This is a genomic window from Dyadobacter sp. SRI_021, assembly GCF_057586235.1.
In genome coordinates this window covers 403691-423681 of the sequence record NZ_JBYCZM010000001.1, presented here as the reverse complement: position 1 = coordinate 423681, position 19991 = coordinate 403691, and the positions used below count along the sequence as shown (strand labels likewise).

At 48.4% G+C, this 19991-nt stretch carries 19 protein-coding genes; 12 read left to right on the top strand and 7 right to left on the bottom strand.

What is annotated here, in order from left to right; all coding sequences use genetic code 11:
* Nucleotides 1-65: 65 nt before the first annotated feature.
* Together sufB and rfaD are read right to left on the bottom strand one after the other, a co-directional pair.
* Entirely contained in the window at nucleotides 66-1511 is a 1446-nt protein-coding gene (gene sufB, locus AC2YIT_RS01640) for a Fe-S cluster assembly protein SufB (RefSeq protein WP_430843088.1), read from the bottom strand.
* Nucleotides 1512-1703: 192 nt separating this feature from the next.
* Complete coding sequence (gene rfaD / locus AC2YIT_RS01635) at nucleotides 1704-2669, bottom strand: ADP-glyceromanno-heptose 6-epimerase (RefSeq protein WP_430843090.1); 966 nt, start codon at nucleotides 2667-2669, stop codon at nucleotides 1704-1706.
* 177 nt (nucleotides 2670-2846) lie between these two features.
* Between rfaD and AC2YIT_RS01630 the strand changes: the two genes are divergently transcribed.
* From AC2YIT_RS01630 to AC2YIT_RS01620, 3 genes are all read left to right on the top strand, one after another.
* Nucleotides 2847-3281 (top strand): 6-pyruvoyl trahydropterin synthase family protein, encoded by a 435-nt coding sequence (locus tag AC2YIT_RS01630; RefSeq protein WP_487278032.1) that lies wholly within the window; start codon nucleotides 2847-2849, stop codon nucleotides 3279-3281.
* A 24-nt stretch (nucleotides 3282-3305) separates the two neighbouring features.
* Nucleotides 3306-4412, top strand: coding sequence for a lipid-A-disaccharide synthase (lpxB, locus tag AC2YIT_RS01625; protein WP_487278031.1), 1107 nt, complete (start codon nucleotides 3306-3308; stop codon nucleotides 4410-4412).
* A gap of 164 nt (nucleotides 4413-4576) precedes the next feature.
* Entirely contained in the window at nucleotides 4577-5521 is a 945-nt protein-coding gene (locus AC2YIT_RS01620; RefSeq protein ID WP_430843096.1) for a bifunctional helix-turn-helix transcriptional regulator/GNAT family N-acetyltransferase, read from the top strand.
* Here AC2YIT_RS01620 and AC2YIT_RS01615 read toward each other — a convergent pair.
* Both AC2YIT_RS01615 and AC2YIT_RS01610 read right to left on the bottom strand, forming a co-directional pair.
* A complete protein-coding gene (locus tag AC2YIT_RS01615; protein WP_487278030.1) occupies nucleotides 5518-6114 on the bottom strand; it encodes a Uma2 family endonuclease in 597 nt (198 codons plus the stop codon). The two genes, AC2YIT_RS01620 and AC2YIT_RS01615, sit on opposite strands and share 4 nt — an antisense overlap.
* 63 nt (nucleotides 6115-6177) lie before the next feature.
* Nucleotides 6178-7431, bottom strand: a complete 1254-nt coding sequence (locus AC2YIT_RS01610; RefSeq protein WP_487278029.1) for an asparagine synthetase B — start codon at nucleotides 7429-7431, stop codon at nucleotides 6178-6180.
* A 148-nt stretch (nucleotides 7432-7579) separates the two neighbouring features.
* Here AC2YIT_RS01610 and AC2YIT_RS01605 point away from each other — a divergent pair, with 148 nt between their 5' ends.
* Both AC2YIT_RS01605 and AC2YIT_RS01600 read left to right on the top strand, forming a co-directional pair.
* Nucleotides 7580-8167 carry a Crp/Fnr family transcriptional regulator gene (locus tag AC2YIT_RS01605; protein ID WP_430843102.1) on the top strand — a complete coding sequence of 196 codons (588 nt, stop codon included), beginning with the start codon at nucleotides 7580-7582 and terminating at the stop codon, nucleotides 8165-8167.
* Between the two features lie 102 nt (nucleotides 8168-8269).
* A complete protein-coding gene (locus tag AC2YIT_RS01600; protein WP_487278028.1) occupies nucleotides 8270-9055 on the top strand; it encodes an alpha/beta hydrolase in 786 nt (261 codons plus the stop codon).
* Nucleotides 9056-9120: 65 nt separating this feature from the next.
* On the opposite strand, the gene AC2YIT_RS01595 is transcribed toward AC2YIT_RS01600, so the two are convergent.
* Nucleotides 9121-10821 carry a hypothetical protein gene (locus AC2YIT_RS01595; RefSeq protein ID WP_487278027.1) on the bottom strand — a complete coding sequence of 567 codons (1701 nt, stop codon included), beginning with the start codon at nucleotides 10819-10821 and terminating at the stop codon, nucleotides 9121-9123.
* A gap of 274 nt (nucleotides 10822-11095) precedes the next feature.
* On the opposite strand from AC2YIT_RS01595, the gene AC2YIT_RS01590 reads away from it, so the two are divergent.
* Nucleotides 11096-12553, top strand: coding sequence for a hypothetical protein (locus AC2YIT_RS01590; protein WP_487278026.1), 1458 nt, complete (start codon nucleotides 11096-11098; stop codon nucleotides 12551-12553).
* Between the two features lie 115 nt (nucleotides 12554-12668).
* Here AC2YIT_RS01590 and AC2YIT_RS01585 read toward each other — a convergent pair whose 3' ends face one another.
* Both AC2YIT_RS01585 and AC2YIT_RS01580 read right to left on the bottom strand, forming a co-directional pair.
* Complete coding sequence (locus AC2YIT_RS01585) at nucleotides 12669-14249, bottom strand: amidase (RefSeq protein ID WP_430843110.1); 1581 nt, start codon at nucleotides 14247-14249, stop codon at nucleotides 12669-12671.
* A gap of 49 nt (nucleotides 14250-14298) precedes the next feature.
* Complete coding sequence (locus AC2YIT_RS01580; RefSeq protein ID WP_430843112.1) at nucleotides 14299-14445, bottom strand: hypothetical protein; 147 nt, start codon at nucleotides 14443-14445, stop codon at nucleotides 14299-14301.
* 223 nt (nucleotides 14446-14668) lie between these two features.
* Here AC2YIT_RS01580 and AC2YIT_RS01575 point away from each other — a divergent pair, with 223 nt between their 5' ends.
* The 6 genes from AC2YIT_RS01575 (at nucleotide 14669) to AC2YIT_RS01550 (ending at nucleotide 19991) form a co-directional block, all read left to right on the top strand.
* Complete coding sequence (locus AC2YIT_RS01575; RefSeq protein WP_430843114.1) at nucleotides 14669-14860, top strand: hypothetical protein; 192 nt, start codon at nucleotides 14669-14671, stop codon at nucleotides 14858-14860.
* A 149-nt stretch (nucleotides 14861-15009) separates the two neighbouring features.
* The gene (locus AC2YIT_RS01570) at nucleotides 15010-15999 is read left to right on the top strand and encodes an FAD:protein FMN transferase (protein ID WP_487278025.1); all 990 of its coding nucleotides are present in this window, start codon (nucleotides 15010-15012) and stop codon (nucleotides 15997-15999) included.
* 63 nt (nucleotides 16000-16062) lie between these two features.
* Complete coding sequence (locus tag AC2YIT_RS01565; protein WP_487278024.1) at nucleotides 16063-16557, top strand: DUF421 domain-containing protein; 495 nt, start codon at nucleotides 16063-16065, stop codon at nucleotides 16555-16557.
* Between the two features lie 157 nt (nucleotides 16558-16714).
* On the top strand, nucleotides 16715-17326 hold the full coding sequence (locus AC2YIT_RS01560) for a TetR/AcrR family transcriptional regulator (protein WP_430843120.1): 612 nt from the start codon (nucleotides 16715-16717) through the stop codon (nucleotides 17324-17326).
* A 56-nt stretch (nucleotides 17327-17382) separates the two neighbouring features.
* Entirely contained in the window at nucleotides 17383-18699 is a 1317-nt protein-coding gene (locus tag AC2YIT_RS01555; protein ID WP_487278023.1) for a TolC family protein, read from the top strand.
* A 242-nt stretch (nucleotides 18700-18941) separates the two neighbouring features.
* Nucleotides 18942-19991 (top strand): efflux RND transporter periplasmic adaptor subunit, encoded by a 1050-nt coding sequence (locus AC2YIT_RS01550; RefSeq protein ID WP_487278022.1) that lies wholly within the window; start codon nucleotides 18942-18944, stop codon nucleotides 19989-19991.

The window sequence follows — 19991 nt, the reverse complement described above, 5'->3', positions numbered from 1 at the left end:
ATCAATAAAATACAAAAAGCCTTCGACGAATCAAAGGCTTTCTGTGTTTAATCTTATTGGGAATTTTAACCTACGCTTCCTTCCAGGCTGATTTCCAGTAGCTTTTGCGCTTCAACGGCGAATTCCATCGGAAGCTGGTTTAATACTTCTTTAGCATAACCATTCACGATCAATGCAACCGCTTGTTCCGTTGGAATACCGCGTTGGTTGCAGTAGAAAAGAATGTCCTCGCCGATCTTCGAAGTAGTTGCTTCGTGCTCTACTGTCGCCGACGGGTTACTCACTTCAATGTAAGGGAAAGTATGTGCGCCGCATTTGTCGCCGAGCAACAGGGAATCGCATTGCGAGAAGTTACGCGCCTTTTCAGCCTTTTTGAATACCTGCACTAACCCGCGGTAAGAGTTTTGGCTCTTTCCGGCCGAAATACCTTTCGAAACGATCCGGCTTTTCGTGTTTTTGCCTATGTGGATCATTTTGGTACCTGTATCGGCTTGTTGCATGTTGTTGGTTACAGCCACCGAGTAAAATTCACCGATCGAGTTGTCGCCTTTCAGGATCACCGAGGGGTATTTCCAGGTAATTGCCGAGCCTGTTTCAACCTGCGTCCAGGAGATTTTCGAGTTAGGCCCGTCACAAAGGCCGCGTTTCGTTACAAAATTGTAAATACCTCCTTTTCCGTCCTTATCGCCTGGATACCAGTTCTGTACGGTCGAGTATTTTACATTTGCATTGTCGTGCGCAAAGATTTCAACTACCGCGGCGTGCAACTGGTTTTCATCACGCATAGGCGCTGTACAACCTTCGAGGTAGCTCACGTGGCTGTCTTCGTCGCCGATGATTAGTGTTCTTTCGAACTGGCCGGTTCCTGCCGCATTGATACGGAAATAGGTCGAAAGCTCCATTGGGCAGCGAACACCTTTCGGAATGTATACAAATGACCCATCCGAGAATACCGCCGAGTTCAAGGCTGCGTAGTAGTTATCCTTCGGTGGTACCACCGAGCCCAGGTATTTTTTCACAAGCTCCGGATGTTCACGGATCGCCTCGCTGATCGAGCAGAAAATGATGCCTTTTTCTTTGAGGGTTTCCTTGAAAGTCGTGAAAACCGACTCCGAGTCCATTACCGCGTCGACCGCGATGCCGGAAATCCTTTTTTGTTCATTCAAAGAAATCCCCAGCCTTTCGAAAGTATTGCGCAACTCGGGATCGATATCGTCGATGCTCTCGACAGCCTTCTTTTTCTTCGGAGCCGAATAATATTTGATAGCCTGGAATTCGATGGGAGGATAGTGCACGTTCGGCCATTTGGGCTCCTCCATGGTAAGCCACAAATGGTACGCTTTCAGGCGCCATTGCAGCATCCATTCGGGTTCGTTCTTTTTAGCCGAGATGAACCTGATAATGTCGTCATTTAAGCCCGCAGGAGCCTCATCTGCTTCAATATCAGTCACAAAGCCGTATTTGTATTCCGAACTGGTGATTTCCTCCAACAATTCTTCTTCTTTGCTCATAGTCGTAATAATGTCACACTCTGGTTGGTATCATGCTAACACAGAGAAGTGGGATTGAGTTTATTCAGAGGTTCAAAAATACGGAAAATTGTGGAGATTCCGGCAGTGGCCCGTGGAAATAGGTTTCAGGCCGGTGAAACAGGAAAGACCCGCCGGGTCAGGTCTTTTCAAAGTTCTGATCAGCCGGAAGGCCTACAAATACGCTCTCGATGAAAGGTAATTCTTTACATAATCATCAATACCCTCTTCCAGCGTGCTGAACGGACGGGTATATCCGATCGAGCGCAATTTGCTCATATTGGCCTGCGTGAAATACTGGTATTTATCGCGAATATCGGCCGGGGTATCAATAAACGAAATGTCGGGCGTCTTGCCCATGGCGTGGAATGTGTTCGTTACCAGGTCTTTAAATGTACGTGCTTTGCCGCTTCCAAGGTTGTATATGCCCGAGTTCTTGCGGTGGTGCATGAAGAAAATGCAAACGTCGATCAGGTCTTTTACATAAATGAAGTCACGCATTTGCTCTCCATCCTTGAAATCGGGATTGTGCGAGCGGAAAAGCTTCATTTTCTCGGTGGCCTTGATCTGGTTGTATGCATGGAAAATCACCGACGCCATACGGCCTTTGTGGTATTCATTAGGTCCGTAAACGTTAAAGAATTTAAGGCCCGCCCAGAAAAACGGCTTTTTCTCCTGCGCCAATGCCCATTTGTCGAACTCGTTTTTAGAATCGCCGTAAGGGTTCAGCGGTTTCAACTGGCTGATCGTAGATTCGTTATCGTCGTATCCGTGCTCGCCCAACCCGTACGTAGCCGCGGACGACGCGTATACGAGGGGAATTTGGTAAGCCACGCATTTTTCCCAGATGGCTTTAGAATAATTTACATTCAGTTCATCAAAGATCTCCTTGTCGAACTCCGTGGTGTCGGTACGCGCGCCGATGTGGAAAATGAATTCCACATCGCGGTTGTTTGCATCCAGCCATTCGAAAAGCGCATTTCTTTCTACTTTTTCCTTGATCGTCTTTCCTTCGAGGTTTTCTGCCTTTTCGATTTTGGAAAAATCATCTACTGCAATAATGTTTTTAAAGCCGTCTTGATTGAGGCGGCTGATAAGCCCGCTGCCAATAAAGCCGGCTGCTCCTGTTACGATAATCATCGAGATTATATGTTTAACGGTAAAAAGAATGCCAGATAAGAGTACCGAACCGCGCCGATCTACTCTTAAATTTTAAGGGTGAAATAGGATTTTTTTTAGTTATCCTCTTGTTAACAAACAAAACTACGGATACATGGTGTAATTTTGCGCCAGAATTATCAAGTGGCAGGAAGTTTTATGATTTACGTAACAAGGAAAGAGCATTTCAATGCGGCCCACCGGCTTTACAACCCGGCGTGGAGTGATGAGAAAAACCAGGAAGTATTTGGCCCTTGCGCCAACAACAACTGGCACGGGCATAATTTTGAGCTGATTGTTACGGTTAAAGGAAAGCCCGACCCTGATACGGGTTTTGTGATCGATCTGAAAGTGCTCGGAGATATTATGAAAAATGAAATCGTCGACAAGGTGGATCATAAGAACCTCAACCTCGATGTGGATTTCATGCAGGGCAAAATGGCATCCTGTGAGATTTTTGTAATGGAAATCTGGAACATTCTCGAACCAGCCATCGCGCAGGCGGCGCCGAACGCGAAACTGCACTATATCAAGCTGATAGAAACGCCCAAGAACTTCGTGGAGTATTATGGGGAATATTGCGACCGCCGATAGCCGACCGCCGACCGCCGATAGCCTATGAAATACTACCTAATCGCCGGGGAACGCTCGGGGGATTTACATGGCTCCAATCTGATTAAGGGCATTCGAGCGAATGATCCGGATGCGGAGTTCCGTGGTTGGGGGGGGGATATGATGGAAGCCGAAGGTATGGAGCTCGTTACCCATTACAAGGACACCGCATTCATGGGCTTCCTGGAAGTGGTCATGAACCTCCGTACGATCACGGGTTTTCTCAAAAAGTGTAAAGCCGATATTCTTGAATATCAGCCGGATGCATTGATTCTTATCGATTACCCGGGTTTTAATCTGCGCATTGCCTCGTTTGCGAAGTCGAAAGGCCTGAAAGTATTCTATTACATTTCCCCGAAAGTCTGGGCGTGGAACCAGAAACGAGCCTGGAAGATCAAGGCCAATGTAGATCACATGTTCGTGATCTTTCCGTTCGAAGTCGACTTCTACAAAAAGTACGATTACAGTGTCGACTACGTGGGCAATCCGCTGATGGATGCTATTGCCGCATTCCGTCCCGACCCCGATTTTCGCAGGAAACACCACCTCGACGGCCGGCCTGTCATCGCATTGCTTCCCGGCAGTCGCAAACAGGAGGTCATCGGCATGCTCGACACTATGCTGACCACTCAAAAGCATTTTCCAGGCTATCAATACGTGATTGCCGGGGTGAAAAATCTGCCTTCTGCATTATATGATCAGTACTTATCCAGCGGCAAGGCGGTGATCGTTTATGAAAGTACTTATGATTTGCTTTCGGTAGCCGACGCCGCGCTGGTTACCTCCGGTACTGCTACTTTGGAAACTGCATTGCTGAAAGTCCCGGAGGTAGTATGCTACCGAACGAGCGCTATTTCGTACGCATTAGCCAAACGATTGATTCGTATTCCGTTTATTTCTTTGGTGAATCTGATTTTAGAGAAAGAGGCCGTGCGGGAGCTGATCCAGGATGAGTTGAATGAGAGGAATCTTGTGGCTGAGCTGAAACGAATTTTACCTGGTGGGGATAAAAATGTTCGGCAAATGCGAGATTATGAGCGTCTTGGAGAACTCGTTGGCGGAGCGGGGGCGTCCGAGCGGACCGGTGAATTGATCGTTAAATATCTTCAATAGGCCTATCACAGGCTACTCAATGTCGGAGATAATTGCCTGAATATCCATAGCTTGTTACACTTTATCCAATTTACCCAAAACAAAAAAGCCACAAAAATACCTCTGTTGTTTGTTAATTACGTAGTCATCTACGTATATTTAAACTTAAATTTGTATTCCCGACCATGAACATCTTCAACGAAGTAGGAGCCCTTGCGATATCAACCCGTTTGCAGCGCCTGAGCGACCAGTTCAGGAAGGATGGCGTGCTCATTTACCAGCACAATGGCATCAATTTCGAGCCGAAGTGGTTTCCGGTCATTTATGCGCTTCATGCGAAGGAGGCGTTGGGGATTATGGAGTTATCCGAGGAGATCGGGTATGCGCATCCTTCAACGATCAGTCTTTTGAAAGAGTTGGAAAAGGAAGGATTGGTGGAGTCATTCAAAGACCAGCGGGACGAGCGGAAGCGAATGGTACGGCTTTCGAAGAAGGCGAAGGCGTTGGTGGAACAAATGCTGCCGGTTTGGGAGAAAATCCGGAAAACAGCGGAGCAGATTATCGATAATGCCAATAACCTGCTACAAGCCATGGACGAGACAGAGTATCAATTGAAAAAAGAAGGCTTTTTTGAACGTTATAAAAGAATGGAAAACGAGGAAACCAATGCGGCCATCCGCATTGTGGATTACAAACCGGAACATGCGCAGGCTTTTTACGACCTGAACTACGCATGGATTTCCGAAACCTATGAAGTGGAACCGGAAGATGAAAAGACGCTGTCAGACCCGGAAACCTATTATCTCAAAGACGGCGGAGCGATCCTGATCGCGTTGTACGGCGATGAGCCCGTGGGCACATGCGCATTGAAACGCAATGGTGATGTAGTTGAAATGAGTAAAATGACCGTTTCAAAAAGCATGCGTGGCAAGAAGATCGGTGATTTGCTGGGTAATGCGGTGATTGAAAAAGCCCGGGAGCTTGGCGCTTCGAAAGTGATCCTTTACTCGAATCGGAAAGGATCAGCCGCAGGTATAAACCTGTACAAAAAACTCGGGTTTGAGGAAGTGCCATTGACGGGGCATAACTTCAAACGGGCCGATATTAAGATGGAAATGGAGCTGAACTAGTTGAATATCTCTTTCAAATCGATTGAGAGCTCGGGGAATATGGCCGATCGCAGTTGTTCCGTGGCGGGTTTGAGGCCAACAAAGACGCCGGAATCGCTCAGTGTAAAAATGAATACATTTTGATCGACAGGCTGAACGATCCAATATTCCCTGACACCGCTTTCCTGGTATAAATCGAATTTGTTATCCACTTCTTTCTTCGAATTGCCCGGAGACAGAATTTCGATGACTAAGTCGGGAGCGCCGAGGCAGCCCTTTTCATCCAGTTTATTTTTGTCGCAAACAACACATAAGTCGGGCTGCACAACCGTGTAAATATCTCTGTTGACGAATGCAGACTTTTTCGTGTCGAACAATCTCACATCGAATGGTGCGCTGAACAAATAGCAAGACTTGTCCTTTAAATGCACGAAAAGGTTGCCCTGGAGTTTTGATGATATCAGCTGATGCGATGTATTTGGCGCTGGCGACATCTTAAAGATCCTGCCTTTAATCAATTCCACACGCTCCTTGAATTGCCAGAGCAAATAATCGGCATATGTGTAAGTGCCGTTCAGGTCAAGTTCGTCGAAATCGGTTACGATTGAAGGCATAGCATGTTCTTTTGAGTAAATCTACCCAAAATACTGCCGGAAGTCAATGAAGCGCCTGATTCGTCAGGTCTTCCGTTTCTTTTTCCGTGCGGAAGGAAACAACACGTTGTTCAATATCAGCCGATACCCCGGTGAGTTAGGGTAGAGGTTGAGGTCGGTAGGCATGCGCCTGCCGCCCCCGCCGCGGCCTTCGGGGTCGTGGCCGCCGTAGAAGGTCCATTGACCGCGACCGAGTTCGCCGTAAATGTAGCGGTCGGAGTTGCTGCTCGTGCCCATGACGAGTGTGCTGGGTTTGACCGTGTATTTGGAGAATGCAGTGGTTTGTCCGAAAAATTCGCGGATTAAATGCTCGTGGTTTTGAACAAGCATGGCCGGAATGACGTCCCATTTAGCCGAAAAATCGAATAGGGAGAAATAAGCATCATTTTCGCCCCAGCCGCGGTAACGGCCCGCCGCTGAATTAATGTCCGAGAAATTCATCCCGTCGTACTCGTCGAGTTGCAGTTTGAAGTTGTAGAATGCGAACGTTTTGTCAAAGTCGAGCTTAGACTGGGCGTCGGGGTCGACGCCGTCTCCGTCGAGGTTATCTACAATGTCGACGCCCTCGGCTGCCAGGGCAATATCGAAAGTTTCGGCACCGGAGCACATGGCAAACAGAAAGCCCCCGCCAGCACAGAACTCCTTAATGGCCTTAGCGACCGCCAGCTTCATTTTCGGCACTTTTGAAAAACCATAGCGACTCGCGATAGCCTCCTGGGCTTTAATATCCGCTTCACTGGTGCGGCGCAGGTTTTTGCCAAACTGTCCCGTAAAATCCTCGTGATGCAAATGCAGCCAGTCGTATTTGGGCAGGTCACCACGCAGGATTTCTTCATCATAAATGACTTCGAACGGAATTTCGGCATATTTGAGCACGAGCAATACGGCGTCAGTGTTTTCAAATTCGGCCGGGCTGATTTTAATAGGGGAGTACACTGCAATTTTGGCCGCTTTAAAGAGCTTCACCACATCCATGTTCACATTCGGATTACTGATCTCGTTCACGATCTGCGCACTGGTAGCCTCCGAAAGCACCTCATAGGAGACCGCCCGAAGCTTGCATTCATTTTCAATGGATTTGGAATACTGAAACTTAAAACTACCCCCACGGTAGTTGAGTAGCCAATCCACTTCAATATCCCCTTTAAGCAGAATATAGGCCAGACCATACGCCTTTAAATGGTTAGTCTGGGTATTGTCCATCGGGATCAGGATCTGGTTTGCGAGGCAGATATGCGACAGGGAAACCAACACGAGCGGTAGAATCTTTCTCAGCATGGTAAGAAACGTTTGAAGTCCGAAGCTGCATCGTCAGGGGAGGTGTATCAAATTTAACGAAATATCGAGATTTTAGGTAGCTGGTTATGAGGTTTTTGCGTTGCCGATGCCTATTTTTGGAATATACCTCTGCTCACCTGCTTCACTTATGACGGAAACACAAATTCTGAACTACGCACTCAACCAGTTCGCGGGGATCGATGCCGCTGCATTTGAGCTGTCGGCACCCTACTGGCAACGAAAAACCTATGGAAAAGGGGAGTTTTATAATGAATACAAAAATGTTTGCAAATACCTGGGCTTCATCCTCGACGGCGTGTTCCGGACCTACTACATCGATGACGAATCGGCGGAGGAAAAGAATGTCTTTTTCTTCTCCAAAAATCAGGTGGTAGTGGCCTACAAGAGTTTTGTGACCCAAACGCCATGCAGCTATTACACCGAGTCGATGACCGATTCGACGATTTTATACATCCATATCAACCACCTCACTGAATTGTACGGCAAATCACACCATTGGGAAAGGTTCGGACGGCTGGTGGCGGAAACCGCATTTAACCTGGCGATGAACCGCGCCGAGGAATTTATGTTCCGTACGCCAGAGCAGCGCTATCTCGAACTGATCCAGAACCATCCGGATATTTTTAACAACGTCCCATTGTATCATATTGCCTCGTATCTGGGCATTCAGGCCCCTTCGCTGAGCCGAATCAGAAAAAGAATGGTGGGTAAATGACGATCTTAACTTGGGTTAAGAATATAGTCGGCTAAGGTGCTGAATTTTGTCATGTCCAAAGCGGAACAAAAAACAAAATTCAACTTTTAACCGATAGAAATCATGAAAGCCAATAACACCAAAACCGTCGTATTTGTAACAGGTGCATTTGTAAGCCACAATGGCTGGGACCAATGGAGAACCTATTTTGAAAGCAAAGGCTACACCACTTATGCACCAGCCTGGCCGTACAAAGACGCACCGGCAGCCGAACTGAGAGACAGACAGCCCAACGATACCGCCCTGGCCGGCCTGACATTCAAAGAGCTCGTTGATCATTACGCTAACTTCATTAAAGCATTACCCGAAAAACCGATCATCATCGGTCACTCGCTGGGCGGATTGATTACCCAGATTCTGATCAACCGCGACCTGGGCGTCGCTGGCGCCGCCATTCACCCCGTGCCTCCACAAGGTGTGATACCCTATGAATTCTCTTTCCTGAAAGCAGGTTATAAGGTATTCGGATTGTTTACTTCGTTGAAAAAAACTTACCTGATGTCGCTCGCCGACTGGCAATACGCCTTCACCAATGGCATGACGCTCGAAGAGCAAATAAAAACCTGGGAAGAAAACGTGATTCCCGAGTCCAAAACTGTAGCTCGCGGCGGTATCACTTCCGCCGCCAGAGTAGACTTCAAAAAAGCGCACGCTCCGCTGCTGATCACCTCGGGCGAATTCGACAACATCATTCCGGCTTCTTTGAACTTTCGCAACTTCAAAGCCTACAAGCAAAACGGCTCTGTGACCGATTATAAAGAGTTCCCCGGCCGCAACCACTTCGTTTTAGGCCAGCCCACCTGGAAAGAGGATGCCGATTACATCCTCGACTGGATCAGTCAACATTAAAAACGGCTTTCCAAGCAGGGCGTAGCGGCCGCCGCTCCGGTAGGAAAGCGGTTTTAAAATGTACATCACGAAAAGCGGATAATATGCTTGAAAGGTGTAAAGCCAGTGAGAAAAACAGTAGGTGCTTCCATGGCCGGTAAGGCTCCTCGTAATGCAACGTTCTTGTGCAGCGCCAGTCCCGGACCGAAATGAATCGTATCACCTCCCAATTCGTAAGAGCCGGTTGCCTCTTTTAGTAACCACGAATCTTTGGTGTTTTCAATTTTGGAAACACCTTTGAGCGTTCCGCCCGGTCGGAAAATCAATTCCAATGCAGCCGGTACGCGCTCGGTACCATTGGTTACCACTTCTATTTCCATCCCGTCGGAAGTTTCCCGGATAATGATTTTCGTTTCCAGTATCTGTACTTCGCTTTGCTGTCTGAAATTCCGGGGCATTTTCTCCCAATCGCCGTCCGGAGCAATGGATTCTTTGGGATAAGGCTGAAAATAAGGCCCGTCGAGTTTCTGTGTAAGCACCCATTCATTACCATTTTCGCTGATTTTTTCGGATTGAAATTGGCCTTTGCCAAAAAAAGAAGACGCAAAGCGCACCCCCTGGAGCACTGCATTCCCTTTCATGAAAGTAAACCAAACCGGATTGTTGGCGATGAGTGTGCAATCCCGGCGGTCCCTGCGAATGCGTACGAGGCCGGAATTCGGGAAGGTTTTGACATAGTTGACCGGTACCGGTTTTTCTGCCGGAAGCTCAACCCAAAGCGAAGGGTCGGTAAGGAAGTAGTCCACAAACCCGGTGGTTTTCAGGCTGGCGGTCTGCTCTATTAGCCTGCACATGGCGGCATACTGCGCATTCCCATCCTTGATCGCGAAGTACCGGTACGGATAATAGTAATTTTCCAATGTGCCGACAATGGCCTTGTCCTGCCTGCCGGAAGCGTCGGTTACGATCTCTCCGTTGGGATGGACATAATACATCGTCATATCGAGATTTTTGCGCACGGCATCAAAAAGCTCCGGCTTTTTTAGGCCTTTTCCGATGGTAATGAGCAGCCGGTCGGTCAGGGATGAGTAAATGAATGTACTCTTCTCATTAAACTGGCCGTCGCGGTCGATGTCGATGTGTTCGGCCAGCCATTGCTCGGCCCGCGCCACATATTTGGGGTTAGGCCAGAGTTCGTTCAGTTTGGTCAATGCGGCGGATACCACCCAGCGGTGGTTGGGCGTGTGGATGCCTCCCACGCTCAGCGCGTCACCCCCGCGCAGGAGGAAGGTTTTCAGGTTGGCGAGCATCTTACCGGTCCCCTCTGTACCCGATTGCTCGATCAGTGTATAAGCCATTGCAAGCCGCTTCACCAGAAAGCCCGTGTCGGGAGTCGAATGGAAGTTGGTCGAGAGCAGATCGATGGTACCATCGCTATGCTGGGTTTTAATCAGGTACAATGCAGCGTGGTCCATAGCTGCGAGCAATTCTTTTGACCGATAGTATTTGGAAGTTGGAGCGAACAGGCCGCTGGCGCCATATTGAATCAATGCGGAGGTGCTATGCGGATTGAGCAGGTCGAAACCATCGCGCAGGCCACCAAAGTCGGGGCTTTGGGTGTCTTTCACCTGGTAGGTCAGTAAAGATCCGATGCTTTTATCGGCCTGCTTCACCAGCGTCTGGAGCCAGTCGGGCATCGCATCGCCCCGATTGTGGCCAATTGTTTGTAATATGGGTAACGCGCAGAACGCCAGCGTACTTGTTTTTACGAATTGTCTTCTGTCCATGAAAGTCGGGTTAGGTATTTCCGAAGGAAAGAAGCAAAATGCCTCGGGTTACTCGCGGTTTACGGCAATACAGGGAGGGTAGATAGCGTTCCGGTTGCGAAGTAAATAGCGCTGCAACTTCCTATTTTTGGTATATTTAATATTAAAATGATAAGAATATTGCAACGGTTACAAACGGGTGGTTGTCACTCTTTGATGACAAGGTATTTCTAGTATTTTTGTCGGATTTTTTGAGAAACGCGTTGGGATCAATCAATTGAATGCCGGTTACTGAATGAAAACAACTGTACTTCGTAATTTGAGTCTGGGTTATTTGCTGTTGCCAAACCTGATTTTTTCCATCAGCTGGTTCAGAATGCCCATTTCGGTGTGTCTGGTCGTAGGGCTTGTGGCGATGTACGTCCTAAGTTACCACCGTGAGAAGACGCTGAAAACCGATCTCGCGACCCGCCATATGGTCGAGATCGCATTCATTTCACTCGCAATCATCGCTTTTTCAGGAGTAGGGGGCTTTTGCTTTCAGGCGTTCGATTTCTGGGCGCATAATTCGAAGTACTACACGCTCTACAACCAATCCTGGCCGGTTACTTTCAAGGAAAACGGCCGCTATGCCTGCCATTACTTCGGCTTCTTCCTCGTCCCTGCGTTGATTTCGAAAGGGTTAGGGGAACCATCCGGTATTGCATTGTACTTGTGGGCGTCGATAGGGCTTTTCATCGGTATTTGCTGGATATTCATTTTTACCCAAAGAAGCTACCTGTCCCTGGTATTCTTTCTTTCGCTAGGCGGGGTGGGGCATGTTACCAAAGTGCTTTTTCTGCACGCGATCGGCCTTAATTACCACGTGCCGCCATTTTTTACGGAGATATGGCCGGTGTTGTACCAAACGCAATGGGCACCCAATCAGCTTATTCCGATCATCATTGTCTCCTGCATTCTCTTCCATGATTATGTGTATGACAAAAAGCCAGAAGAGAGCTTCCTGGCGGTTATTTCTATTTTCATATGGGGAATTTTTCCTTCGATCGTCTTCGTGATCATCTTCGGAATGCTGATCATCCTGCGTTATTACAGAGAGCCGCAATATTTTCTCAAACCCAGGCCGATGCTCGACCTTTTTCTCCCGGGCCTGCTATTTATCCCTACATTCTTTTTCTTCCTGCAGGGGAAAAACTCGGTCATATCCGGTTTTATCTGGCAGTTCAACCCGCGGAATGAGATCGCATTTCATTATTTTTTCGGCGTCGTGATCGACCTTGCAGTACTGTATGGAATTGTGCTGATATTGAAATTGCATAAAAGCCAGTATGCCAACATCATCCATGGCCTGTTCCTGCTTCTGATAGCGATATCACTCTTCCGGATGGGCAAATGGAACGACTGGTTCCTGCGCGGAAGCACGCCCGTGCTCACACTGCTGTCGCTTTTTATCCTTCACCGGTTTGCCGAATGGGTGAAAGAATACCCCGGCTGGTACAAGATGCGCATCGCTTACCCGATCATCGTTTTTCTCGTGCTGGGGTTGGTTGTACCACTATCACACATCAAGCGCGCATTGACCGAGAATGTAGTCACACAATCGCTGTTTCCCGACAAAGTGAAATTCACCCCCTATCCTTATAATCAATACGAGGATTTCTACCAATTGGGGAAGGCGATCTACTCACAGCAGGAGGCGAACCAGTTCCTCGGTCAGAAAGGGTCGTTCTATGAGATGTACCTGGCGAGGTAGAGGGCGAGTGGCCCGACCAATGACCGCCTGCCACCGACTGCGCCAGCAACATCAAGAACAATTGCTGACTACACCTGACTATGTCTGACAACTAATGACTATTTCCAGTCAGCCGTTACCACCCCACACTCCGCACATACCCGGGCGCAACGCGGTGACGCGATACCTGCTCGTATGCATAAGCGATGCGGATCAACTCAGGTTCCTGGTAAGCTTTTGCAAGAAACGAAATCCCGACGGGCAGGCCGCTGAGCATGCCCATCGGCAAGGTGATGGAGGGGAAGCCCGACAATGCGGCGGGGCCATAGGAACCGTACCCGGTCCAGAAGTCGCCGTTGACGAGGTCGGTGCACCAGGCGGCTCCGGTGGACGGGCCGCATAGTGCGTCCAGCTTGTGCTTATCCATTAGGTCTGCCAATGCGCCGGCCACACCGTTGATCTTTTCCAGCGCTTCTTTGTATTCTTTAGTATGCAAATCGCCCCTGGCTTGCGATAATTCGAAAAGTTCCTGGGCGAAATGCGGCATAGTTTTCATTTTATTGGCCTGATTGAATTCGATAAGGCCTTCGAGTGACTTGATTTTCGCGTTGGAGGTGGACAAATACCGGTTGATGCCGTCTTTAAATTCATATTGCAGCACGAGCGATTCCGCACCCGGCAGCTTCTGCAACTTCATATATTCCACTTCCACAATTTCGGCACCGGCCGCTTTGAGCTGTTCTAATGCTCTGCTAAGCAGCTCATCGATCCCCTCGTGCATTTTCAGCATCGATTTCTCCACACCAATACGCTTTCCCTTTAACCCGTTGGAATCCAGATACGCGCTGTAATCGGAGGGGAGCGGTTGCTGGGGTTTGTGCTGAGTGATATCCGCAGGGTCCTGGCCTGCCATAGCACCGAGCAATGCGGCTGCATCGGCGACAGTTCGTCCGAATGGGCCGGCTGTGTCCTGTGTTTGGGAGATGGGAATCACACCGCTTCTGCTCACCAGGCCAACTGTCGGTTTGATGCCCACTACGCCGTTCATCGACGCCGGGCAGGCGATCGAGCCATTCGTTTCGGTACCGACAGCCACCGCGCAAAGGTTGGCGGCTACCGCTACCGCCGAGCCAGAGCTCGATCCGCAGGGAGAACGGTCGAGTACATACGGATTTCGCGTTTGTCCTCCACGGCTGCTCCAACCGCTGGACGACCGCGTCGACCGGAAATTAGCCCATTCACTCAGATTGGTTTTGCCGAGGATCACCGCGCCGGCTTCCCGGAGCCGGGCGACAAGAAATGCGTCCTTCGAAGCTACGTTGTCTAGCAATGCCAGTGATCCGGCGGTAGTTTTCATGCGGTCGGCGGTGTCAATGTTGTCTTTCAGCAGAACCGGAATACCATGCAATGGCCCGCGGATCTTTCCTGATTTACGTTCCTTATCCAGAGCAGCCGCTATCTGAGGCGCGTCGGGGTTCACTTCGATGACTGATGCAAGTTTAGGGCCTGCTTTATCTACGCGGGCTATTTCAGCGAGGTAATGGCGTGTCAGGATCAATGAAGTCAATTTGCCGGACTGCATTCGTCTCTGCATCTCGGCGATGGTCATTTCATCATACTCGCCGGGGACGATCGTACGCGCCGGTCGGGAGAAAGCGGGCATTATGGTAAACAATCCGGCTGCGGAGCCAAGCCTCAGGAAGTTTCTTCTTTTCATGGAGTGCGTCGTCAGGTTCTGTTTACCCGCAATATAGAAACTTCTGTCTTTACTGGCGGGGAGGCTTGCTGCCGAGTTGTTTCCAGATCCATAGGATCAGCAGGAATGGCGACATGATCATTGTTGTAAGCACCGTAGCTACCCCGAGGATTCCGGCAAAAATAATCCTGAAAAAAGAAGCGAAAAAATTATTCATGAATGGGAGGAGGTGTGTCGATATGAAATGATTTTTACAATTGATTACGCGCCGTGGAAAATGTTTCTATGTTTTGTAGAACGGATGCTACTAATTACTTTTTTTATGTAGTTAAATATCTATAAATCACTAAATTAACTGCTAAAATAAATATATTTTATTACACTGGCACAGTTATTTTTTGTAACTTTATTAATGAAAATTATGGTTAAATTGCAATAGCATGAACTTCTTATCGAGCGTGGTTGGATATTCCGGGAAGTTATTTTTTGCAACTATTATGTTTTTCGCAATGATTATTTCGACTGTTGTTTCCCTGCCGTTTATAGGTGCAGGAATGATCAAAGATGCCATTAATGCACATCATCACCAGGCTGAGGAAAGCAATCTGATAGACGAGTATAGCGAATACTGATATATAATTACCGGAAGCAGAAGGGGTATGGACGGGATGTCCGTACCCCTTTTGTCGTTGAAGGTATGTCAGGATAATAGCAGGGTCACTGCCTGCGAATTGTGCGAAATGAAGTAGTTTTACTGCACGATTATTCCTTATTTATTCCAATGGCCTTATTTTCAAAGCTTTTCCTGTATCTGTTTTTTGCCTGCCTGATTATTTCCTTATCGCCTTTGCATGCGCAGGTGCAGCGCTACACTTTCGAAAAGGGATTAATGGGGTCGCCTTTCAAGCTCGTTTTCTATACATCCAGTGACTCGATAGCCCAAGTGGCGGCGGATCGCGCCTTCAAAAGGGTGGAGGAATTGAATGAAATTATGAGCGATTACCGCGATGGCAGCGAGATCAACAGGCTCTCTGCGACTTCGGGAAGCGGACAATGGGTGCCGGTAAGCAAGGATCTTTTTGACATTCTCGCTGTTTCGCAGGATATCAGCGCCAAGACCGCCGGCGTTTTCGACGCAACGCTCGGGCCTGTCGTGCAAATGTGGCGACATGCAACGCGTAAAGGCATATTCCCGCCCGAGGAGGAGATCCGCGATGCCCTGGCGCGTACCGGCTATACCAAATTGAAGATGGATAAGAAAACGCGAAGCATTATGCTGACGCAAAAGGGCATGCGGCTCGATATAGGCGGCCTGGGCAAAGGCTATGCGGCAGAAGAAGCCATTAAAGAACTCAAAAAATTGGGCATCACTTCGGCTATGATGGATGCGGGAGGGAAAATCGTACTCACCAACCCGCCTCCTGGTACCCAGGGGTGGAATATCAATGTCTCCAACGGCAGTGATTCATTGAAAGCCATGCAGCTGTCGAATGTCGCGCTCGCAACTTCCGGCCCTACTTACCGCTTTATGGAATATAAAGGCGTGCGGTATTCGCATATTGTAGACCCGAAAACGGGGATAGGCCTGCTTTTCCATGTGCGTACGACAGTCATTTCGCCCGACGGAACTGTGGCGGATGCGCTGGCGACGGCATTCAGTGTGGCAGGCATCGAAAAGAGCAAAAAGTACCTTAAACGTTTCAAGGGCAGCAAGGTGTGGCTCGTTGAGAAACAAGGCAACCGCGTTGCCGAATGGAACATGCTTGATTAGGGGGCGGCCTGGGCGGCCCCTGGTTTGTTTTTTGCAGTTAGGCAGGAAACGAACTGACTCTCTATGGAAACCCTTACCCAACTTTTCGGCGAGGGCGAAAACCAGACCGCTCTCCAGATGTCGGCCCGGGCGGTGGTAATATTTATCATCACGCTCATTCTCCTTCGCATTGCCGGAAGGCGCTCTTTCGGTATGAAATCCCCCTTTGATAATATCATTGTGATCCTGCTCGGTGCAATCCTGAGCCGGGCGGTAGTAGGCGCTTCGGAGTTTGTGCCTACCATTGCTTCTGCGACCGTTATTGCCGTATTGCATCGCCTCGGAGCGTGGCTGGGTGCCTTGAACCTCCGTTTTGGCGCGCTGATCAAGGGGCAGAAGATCGTGCTTTTTGAGAAAGGGAAGCTGAGACATGACAATATGCGCCGTGCACTGATCAGTGAATCAGATCTTTATGCGAGTTTGCGCAACGATATGCATGTGGAAAGCTTTGAAAAGATCGAAAGCGCATACATGGAGAATAATGGTCAGATCAGTTTTGTGAGAAAGGTAGAAGAATAGGATAAAAATAATAAATACTAGTTTCAAACTAATATTTTAAATGTTTGTTTAAAGTTTATATTTAAAACGTTTGACATTGTGATTTCAATTGCACAACTTTGATCCGTTGATTCAATAAGCGGCTGCAATCATAACAACAACCTAATACATCAGCATCGTGAAGTGCGTTACAGAAAAAAGTGAGGACAAGATAAGAGAGGCGGCAAAACGTGTTTTTCTGAAGAAAGGTTTTGATGGTACTACATCGCGGGACATCGCGAAGGAGGCCGATATGAATATTGCGTTGACCAACTACTATTTCAGAAGCAAGGAGAAGCTGTTTCTGGAAATATTCAAAGATGTGCTGGAAGACTATTTTCAGAACATGCTCACGATCCTGAACAAGGACATTGATATAAAAGCTAAAATCTCGGAGATCATCGACAACGATTTTGCGATGATGAAAAAGGAGCCCGACCTGGTGATTTTCATCATGAACGAAATCCACAAATCACCGCAGAGGCTCTTTCCGGACATGTCGATTTTCAGGCAAGTGCGGGAAACTTATTTCAAAAAGCAGTTGGAGGAAGGGGCGGCCAACGGGACATTGCGCCCTATGCAGCTCGAAAATATTCTTCCGCTGATCAAGTGCGGTGTAGAGTTCATTTTCATGGGCAAGGAAATCCATAAGGAGCTTTTTGTGATGACCGATGAGGAGTTCGAACAATACGCAGAAGAACAAAAGGAGCACATTAAGGCAATGGTGTGCAACTATCTCGTGATTGGGTAGCCATTTTTTTTGCCACTTCATTAAACAAACATTTAAAATAAACATTTGTACTAGTCATGAAACACCTGTTCCATGTCACGGGAATGCTATGCCTGATGCTTTTCCAGCGAACGCAGGCGCAAGAGTACGATCTTAACCAATTGCTGGATCTGGCCATGAAAAACGATTTCAGCGTGCAGGCTGCGCGCCTCGATGAGGCAAAGACAAATGCGAAGATCGCCGAGGTGCGATCGGCATTGCTGCCGAGTCTGAATGTGTCGGGGGATTACAAGCGGTATTTCAAAATCCCTGGGCAAGTGGTACCGGCGAGCGCGTTCGGAGGGCCGGAGGGAGAGTTCAGTACGTTGGCTTTCGGATTGCCGTATAACCTCTCGACTACGGCACAAGTGACTCAGGCACTGTATAATCCATCGGTGAAATATGCATTGAAAGCGGCTAATCTGAACCGCGAGCTGACATCGCTCGGTACGACAAAAACAAAGGAAGATGTGGCCTACAATGTGACGGACGCCTATTACAACCTGGTTACGGTTGTTCAGCAGATGGCTTTTCTCGACAGCAACCTCATTTCGCTCGACCGGCTTTACAAGGTCTCGGATTTGTTATACCAGAATAAACTTGGGCAACGGGTGGACGTGGACAGGATCCTGATCAACAAAACTTCGACAGAAACGCAGCAGGCGACGTTGAAAGATAATTATAATCAGCTGGTTAACCTTTTGAAATACTACACCGGAATCCCGCAGAACGATTCAATACGTATACTTGTGAGCGTTCGTGATGTCGCATTGCCGGCTTATGCCGATTGGGACAAAACAAGGCGCACGGATGTCGCTTTATTGCAAAAGCAAAAGGATATTAATGAATTGCAGGACAAGAATATACGTTCCGGCCTGATCCCCACTGTGAATGCTTATGGTGTAGCCAATATGGCATTCTATGCGCAAGGCGGAGAAAACTCAACTTTCCAGGACGTGCCTGGTTACTGGGCGGGTTTACAGCTCAACTGGAATGTGTTCGACGGGATGGCTCGGAAGGCCAAACGTAGCCAAAACCAGATAGACCGCGAGAAGCTGGACGTGCAACTGAAACAGGTACGTGAAGCCATTCAAATGGAAGAGAACAACGCCCGGAACAAGTTTGGCGTCGAGCAGAAGAATATCAATGCCAAAAAGGAGCAGGTAGGGCTGGCGGAGAAGGTGTACAAACAGATCCAGTTGCAATTTAAGGAAGGTACGGTATCGCTCACAGACGTGATTCAGGCCGAAAACAGCCTCCTCGACGCCCAGAGTAATTACCTGACTTCGTTGGTGCAGCTTCTGAAAGCCGAATTGGAATGGAAAAAAGCAACCGGGCAACTGGTTCAGAAATAACATTATACTTCATCAATCTTGCCGTATTCATCAACAGACTAGCACTTCATCAACAGCTAAAAATTCTTCATCGACAAACTGGAACTAAGTAGGTCAGGAAGTCAGGTGTGGTCATTTATAGTCAGGTATAGTCAATTGTAGTTTTCTTTCTAATGTGACAATACTGACATACTTGACAACACCTGACAATACGTGACAACACTTGACCACATCTGACAACACTTTTCAACACCATAACCATTATGAAACGTCTATTCATCTTCCTGGGAATTATTGCCGTGCTGGGGCTTACGGCGGCGAAGTTGCTGAGCAACAAGGAAAAAACGGAGCAGAAAGTATATGTCCCCGATCCTGATCCGAAGGTGGGGGTGAAGGTGGCAGTTGCGGAACTGCGCGATTTGTCGCAGGAATCGGGGTTCCTGGGGTCGTTTAACCCGAACCGGAAGGCGGAAATCCGTCCGCAGACCAGCGGAGAAATTGTAAAACTGAATGTAGAGGTAGGTCAGCATGTGGCAGCCGGGCAGTTGATCGCGAAGATCGACGACGAGCAGCTGCATTACCAGGTGGAGGCATTGCAGGTGACACTGGAAGGTTATCAGAACGATTTGAAACGCTATGAAGCATTGGTAAAGGGGGACGCGACGCCGGCGGTAAATGTCGAGCGCACGCAGCTGAGCATCCGCAGCACGCAGGCGCAGATTAAGCAATTGAACAAGCAGATTAAAAATACCAGCATTATTGCACCATTTGGCGGGATTATTACCGCTAAAATGGTTGAAAAAGGCTCAGTTGTAAGCCAGGGAACACCGATTGCGGAGATTACCGATATTTCTTCACTGAAACTGGTGGTGAATATCCCCGAAAAATCGGTAAATGAGTTCAGAACCGGTAAAGATATTCCTGTACGTACGGATGTATACCCGCACGTAAACTTCAATGGGCGCGTAACGATGGTAGCAGCCCAGGGGGACGAGGCGCATAATTATCCGGTCGAAATTACCGTGCAGAATTCAGCCACTAACCCATTGAAAGCCGGCATGTACGGGTCCATTGCGAGCAGTTCGAAAGTGAAAGGCGAAGCGTTGGCGGTGCCGAGGCAGGCTATTATGGGCTCGGCAAAGCAGCCACAATTGTATGTGGTGGAAAATGGAAAGGCCACATTACGCGACGTGAGCGTAGGCGCGACGACAAACGAATATTATGAGATCACCAAAGGTCTGAAAGCCGGTGACCGCGTCGTGACCAGCGGGCAGATCAACCTGCAAAACGGAACATCGGTGATAGCACAATAA

Excerpts from the sequence above, each read along its gene's own strand:
- sufB (WP_430843088.1), bottom strand. The coding sequence starts at position 1,511 with ATGAGCAAAGAAGAAGAATTGTTGGAGGAAATCACCAGTTCGGAATAC.
- rfaD (WP_430843090.1), bottom strand. The coding sequence starts at position 2,669 with ATGATTATCGTAACAGGAGCAGCCGGCTTTATTGGCAGCGGGCTTATC.
- AC2YIT_RS01630 (WP_487278032.1), top strand. The coding sequence starts at position 2,847 with ATGATTTACGTAACAAGGAAAGAGCATTTCAATGCGGCCCACCGGCTT.
- lpxB (WP_487278031.1), top strand. The coding sequence starts at position 3,306 with ATGAAATACTACCTAATCGCCGGGGAACGCTCGGGGGATTTACATGGC.
- AC2YIT_RS01620 (WP_430843096.1), top strand. The coding sequence starts at position 4,577 with ATGAACATCTTCAACGAAGTAGGAGCCCTTGCGATATCAACCCGTTTG.
- AC2YIT_RS01615 (WP_487278030.1), bottom strand. The coding sequence starts at position 6,114 with ATGCCTTCAATCGTAACCGATTTCGACGAACTTGACCTGAACGGCACT.
- AC2YIT_RS01610 (WP_487278029.1), bottom strand. The coding sequence starts at position 7,431 with ATGCTGAGAAAGATTCTACCGCTCGTGTTGGTTTCCCTGTCGCATATC.
- AC2YIT_RS01605 (WP_430843102.1), top strand. The coding sequence starts at position 7,580 with ATGACGGAAACACAAATTCTGAACTACGCACTCAACCAGTTCGCGGGG.
- AC2YIT_RS01600 (WP_487278028.1), top strand. The coding sequence starts at position 8,270 with ATGAAAGCCAATAACACCAAAACCGTCGTATTTGTAACAGGTGCATTT.
- AC2YIT_RS01595 (WP_487278027.1), bottom strand. The coding sequence starts at position 10,821 with ATGGACAGAAGACAATTCGTAAAAACAAGTACGCTGGCGTTCTGCGCG.
- AC2YIT_RS01590 (WP_487278026.1), top strand. The coding sequence starts at position 11,096 with ATGAAAACAACTGTACTTCGTAATTTGAGTCTGGGTTATTTGCTGTTG.
- AC2YIT_RS01585 (WP_430843110.1), bottom strand. The coding sequence starts at position 14,249 with ATGAAAAGAAGAAACTTCCTGAGGCTTGGCTCCGCAGCCGGATTGTTT.
- AC2YIT_RS01580 (WP_430843112.1), bottom strand. The coding sequence starts at position 14,445 with ATGAATAATTTTTTCGCTTCTTTTTTCAGGATTATTTTTGCCGGAATC.
- AC2YIT_RS01575 (WP_430843114.1), top strand. The coding sequence starts at position 14,669 with ATGAACTTCTTATCGAGCGTGGTTGGATATTCCGGGAAGTTATTTTTT.
- AC2YIT_RS01570 (WP_487278025.1), top strand. The coding sequence starts at position 15,010 with ATGGCCTTATTTTCAAAGCTTTTCCTGTATCTGTTTTTTGCCTGCCTG.
- AC2YIT_RS01565 (WP_487278024.1), top strand. The coding sequence starts at position 16,063 with ATGGAAACCCTTACCCAACTTTTCGGCGAGGGCGAAAACCAGACCGCT.
- AC2YIT_RS01555 (WP_487278023.1), top strand. The coding sequence starts at position 17,383 with ATGAAACACCTGTTCCATGTCACGGGAATGCTATGCCTGATGCTTTTC.
- AC2YIT_RS01550 (WP_487278022.1), top strand. The coding sequence starts at position 18,942 with ATGAAACGTCTATTCATCTTCCTGGGAATTATTGCCGTGCTGGGGCTT.